This is a genomic window from Caballeronia arationis, from assembly GCF_001544975.2.
GTDB classification, from domain to species: domain Bacteria; phylum Pseudomonadota; class Gammaproteobacteria; order Burkholderiales; family Burkholderiaceae; genus Caballeronia; species Caballeronia arationis.
Genome location: NZ_FCOG02000275.1, coordinates 1 through 4,237 on the forward strand (window position 1 = coordinate 1; position 4,237 = coordinate 4,237).

Consider the following 4,237-nt stretch of genomic DNA (forward strand, 5'->3'; position numbering starts at 1 on the left):
TTCTTCAGCATGTTCAACTCCGTTTCCAGACACACTTTTACCCCAAATTCGTGTCCAGAAAAATCGGAGGCGGTTCAACGACGGTTCCGCTCGACGTACCGACCAGATTGACTTGCGGGTAATACCTCATGAAGTCACCATTGCTGATATCCAATGTCGAGGCGACGAATCGGCCGCCGGTAGCAACCACGCCCGTCTTGCCTATGACCACCCCGTGTGGATCGAGCACGTACACATCGCCGACGCCGGTGAGCTTGCCGTCGATTCTCGCGATCGAGGGGCCCGTGATCCGATTGAGCGTCGCACCTTTGGGATTATCGATTGAGACGGTATGCCCGATGCCGACTGAAAAGCTTTTCCAGTCGATCACGGCTTGGGGTGTCGCCTGCCTGATGTTGAGCGTCGCGCCATTGCGCGTCATCGACCCGGCGCCCGCTACGAACTGGCCGCCGTCAGGAAGCGGGCCTGCGGCGACCGCCGCTGTCGGCCCGACGACCTGTGCGGCCGCCAATAAGAGCTTGAACGTCGATCGAAGGCACCACGCATTACGCGCAACGCACGCCGGAAATGCGGGGAAACGCGGCCTGGTCATACTATCTCTCCCGAGAGCGCGCGGATGGACCCAAGGCGAATGCCCTGCGGCGACCGAAGGCCTTCGTTCAGTTATAGCAGACGATTTGCCGGTCCCGTCCGAATTGATGGAACGCCCGTGCGATAGCACTACTAACGGTACGACCGTTCGTGTCGCAGTATGGCGCGATTTGGACACTCTTGCGAGAAAGCGCAAAAACGGGAGCCGTAGCGAAGCTCACACGCAACAACAGCAGCATTTTTCTTGCGTTGGTTCGGAGGTCCTGCATACCGCAGGTCAAGCGAAGAACGCCGACACCACCGTTGAGACTTTCGTCGCTTTCCAGGGTAGACCGGCCGCTCGAATGACTGATTCTTGAATTACGCGGGCGACAGCAACTGGGCCGAGTCCCGCAGTTCGCGCTCGGTGTTGCGCGGCGCAGTCCGGGTTGAAAGGCAACACCGCAAAATGTGCCTGTCTAAATACGACGGATTCCGTTGCTTGGTTTGGAAGGTCGGCAGCCGGGGTCGGAACTGCTCTCCCGCAGCGGCCCCTGAACAGGTCGTTTCCTGATGTGGCAGCGGCGATTGAGCGTTTGCCCGGTAGCTTCGTGTGGGATGCGGAACTGACCGTTGACGAGCCGACCGAGCAGTCGTCATTCGAGCGCCTACAACTACGCGCTCGCACGTCAATGGCATGCGCGTGCGCGCCGCAGCAAAGCTGCACCCGGCGGGGCTCTGACCGCGTCACGTTCGTAGCTTTCGGGGTGTGTGGCGGTTTCGAGCGGTCAACGGTCGAACGGCAAATTCATTTGGCCAGGCGACGACTTTTGCAACTGCGTGTCCGTCGGCATCCGCAACCACCACTGATGGACGAACTGCCACTCAGCTGTGCCTGGTAGCGGCGCCGGCAACTGGTCCAATGGGATGTCGAGGTGCGTCAGCAGTTTCTCGTCGTGTCGCGTGGGTTCGTGTTCCGTCAAATGGCCGCAACTCGGGCACTGATGCGCATGAAAGGCGCGACCTTCGGTGATCCGGCGGGTGATGACGGCGCTACCTTTCTGCGGGAAGTGTTGATTGAACAAGTCCACGATCGCGTTGAGCCACGCCGGCCCTGGGTTTGGCACGAACGGCTTTCCTGGCAGCACCGTCCATAGAAGCCCGCGATGCCGTGGGTATGGCATCGCTACGTTCAGCGATGTCGGGATCAGCAGCGGCCGGCCGCACCTGCAGCGGGGGTGCTCGACGAAGCGCAGGCGAATGTCGACCCGTCGCAGCTCCGACACCGGCGACCAAACGAGGTTCTTGGAAAGCGCGGCCGCTACGAACGTGCTGAGCGGCGCCCAGAAGCCGCCGAACTCTCGCATTGTGACGTTGACCGAGTCGTTGGGTGGCGTGATGCGAACCTCGGGCTGACCCTCGACCATCCGTAGCTGAAACGCAGGCACCTCATGGCAGACCGGGTAGTTGTCCTGCTTCAGCAACCACAAACCGCGCACGCCGACAGCCGCATAGCACTCCTGTCGGGCTCGAATCTCAGCCCACGGTAGCTTGGCGAGTTGGACCTCGATGGCGATTCGCGCTTTGCCCCGCCGCATGAGGACATCCGCGCGCCAGCGCCCGGCTCCTGTTTCGTCCTGCACTTCGCATTCGGCGTCCCACCTCGCTGCCCGCGCGGCGAGCATCACCTCCTGCTTGAGCCGCAGGTGACCTTCTGACTCGCCGGCGTAAGCGCAGGTGCCCCCAGACGTGAGATGGTAGAAGTGCCGCAGGCCCGTCGAAGAAGTTCTAAGGGCAAGCTTCGAGTCGCAGCAGGCAAAGTGCAGATGGGCGTCCTTGCGATGGGCGCGTCGCAGCGCGTCAAACTCCTCGGCCGAAAAGTCGAACGCATAAACCGGTGTGTCGTTCGCATCGAGACACTTGAGTGGCACCTGCGCTCCAGGAAACTGGACTCGTCGGCAGAGAAATATCACAAAATTGGCCACGCCTCCAGCCGAGGCCATGCCGCGCCGCGTGTGGCTGGGCACACAACACTGCGCGGCGTTGTGCACAATGTGGTGTGCACAACGCCCGGGCGAATAGGAACGATGGACAGCGCTATAGAGTTTTTCGAGGAACGAGCAGCCATACTTGAGTTCGATGCCGGGCATACACGCCGAGACGCCGAACTACTCGCTGTCGTGCTCACCCGCAGATTCTGCAAAGAGCGCGGCATCGCGATGCCCAATCATCCGAGCCTCGGAGCGGCTTTTCGTCTGGACGCTGAGTGGAATGACGACTTAGCGACTGCCGTCACGAAGGACGGGCGTCGTTTAGCGGAATAGCGTCTTTGCCGCCGTTCTACGCTGCGCCTCGAACAGCGGAATCATGAGGCGACGCGACTGTCGCCGGTGGCCGCAAATACGAAAGAAGCATCTCGACCTGCATCCCGGAGACCGCCTCGATAACAGCCGGCGCGGAATAGTCCCGGCCAACGAACGCTTTTACGGTGAACCGATTGGAAACCAGGTAGTAGCCCATTGCAGTTAGGGTCACGTAGAAATCCAGCGGGTCCACATCTGACCGGAACTCCCCCGCCGCTGCGCCACGTGCTAACGTCGTGCGCAACAGATCAACCACGGGTGAAATGGCCTCTGTCAGTTTCGGCGAGCGCTCAAGGTAATGGGCTTCATGCAGATTCTCATTGTTGATGAGATTCAGCCACCGAGGGTTCGCTCTGAAGTAATCCCAGATGGAACGCGCGAGCGTTCGAATCGCGCCTGCGGGTTGCAGTCCCGCGAGGTCGAGGCTCAGCTCATGACGCGCGAACTCCGCGTACATTTGCTCGAGGACGGCGACGTACAGTCCTTCTTTGCTTTCAAAATAGTAATAGAGCATCCGCTCGTTGGTGCACGCGGCGGTTGCGATCGCGTCGACGCGTGCACCGGAAAGTCCATGGGTCGAATACTGTTGCGTCGCGGCCTCAAGAATGCGCCGGCGTGTGCCCTCGGGGTCTCGCTTCACTCTTGGTTCGTTCATTGCCGGTGGCCTCTAGCCCTGCAGTGTTAAGGAACAGCTTCAGGTAAGGCCCATTATGCGCGTCCCTTTCTTTTCAGGCGCCGACAAAAACCGGCCCGCTCACGTCGGGCCGGGCGCGCAGCCTTGTCGCAGGACGGCTCGCGAGGCAATGCACCGCGCTGTCGCCAGCGGGCGGCATCGGGCGTCGTTTGTCTTGGCTCACGGCAGTGGCCCCGTCGGTTTTTGCGCGATAATTACCGCGTGAGATGGAGGCGACATGTCAATCGACGACGAAATTCTTGCCAAGCTGGACGAGATAGACGGGACCCTTGACGAGATGCACGCGATGATGCGCGGCGAGTTCGAGAGCATCTTTGCCACACTCGACCGCATCGACGCAATGGCAGTTCGCGTGAACGAGATGAGCACACTTCGCACAAAACCTCACCAAACCAGCGAGTAGCGTCTTCTCATATGTCCGGGGACTTACTGATAATCAAACGGGCAATTTGGACTGGTGCGCTGCATCCAATGGTCGAACGCGTAATGCATGAACAGGTTCATCAAGATGGGACTGACCACCCCGCCCTGCGCTCAGGATTACCCACAAGTTGGCTGATCATGCTATTCGTTTTGCCTCAAGAGGCGATACATCTTCGTGATCTCATGC

General features: G+C 60.2%; 4 protein-coding genes. 1 reads left to right on the forward strand and 3 read right to left on the reverse strand.

The annotated features are described in order from the left end of the window. Positions 1 to 37: 37 nt before the first annotated feature. The 3 genes from AWB81_RS40790 to AWB81_RS40800 all read right to left on the reverse strand — a co-directional run bounded on the left by AWB81_RS40790 (position 38) and on the right by AWB81_RS40800 (position 3,588). On the reverse strand, positions 38 to 592 hold the full coding sequence (locus tag AWB81_RS40790) for a two-partner secretion domain-containing protein (RefSeq protein WP_087135566.1): 555 nt from the start codon (positions 590 to 592) through the stop codon (positions 38 to 40). A 766-nt stretch (positions 593 to 1,358) separates the two neighbouring features. Further along, positions 1,359 to 2,720 (reverse strand): competence protein CoiA family protein, encoded by a 1,362-nt coding sequence (locus AWB81_RS40795; protein ID WP_087135567.1) that lies wholly within the window; start codon positions 2,718 to 2,720, stop codon positions 1,359 to 1,361. A 190-nt stretch (positions 2,721 to 2,910) separates the two neighbouring features. Continuing rightward, positions 2,911 to 3,588, reverse strand: coding sequence for a TetR/AcrR family transcriptional regulator (locus AWB81_RS40800; protein ID WP_062644098.1), 678 nt, complete (start codon positions 3,586 to 3,588; stop codon positions 2,911 to 2,913). A 256-nt stretch (positions 3,589 to 3,844) separates the two neighbouring features. Between AWB81_RS40800 and AWB81_RS40805 the strand changes: the two genes are divergently transcribed. Beyond that, positions 3,845 to 4,030, forward strand: a complete 186-nt coding sequence (locus tag AWB81_RS40805) for a hypothetical protein (RefSeq protein WP_062644101.1) — start codon at positions 3,845 to 3,847, stop codon at positions 4,028 to 4,030. Positions 4,031 to 4,237 lie beyond the last annotated feature (207 nt).

Bases quoted from the DNA above. Each gene is read 5' to 3' on its own strand.
- AWB81_RS40790 (WP_087135566.1), bottom strand. From the start codon at position 592: ATGACCAGGCCGCGTTTCCCCGCATTTCCGGCGTGCGTTGCGCGTAAT.
- AWB81_RS40795 (WP_087135567.1), bottom strand. From the start codon at position 2,720: ATGCCCGGCATCGAACTCAAGTATGGCTGCTCGTTCCTCGAAAAACTC.
- AWB81_RS40800 (WP_062644098.1), bottom strand. From the start codon at position 3,588: ATGAACGAACCAAGAGTGAAGCGAGACCCCGAGGGCACACGCCGGCGC.
- AWB81_RS40805 (WP_062644101.1), top strand. From the start codon at position 3,845: ATGTCAATCGACGACGAAATTCTTGCCAAGCTGGACGAGATAGACGGG.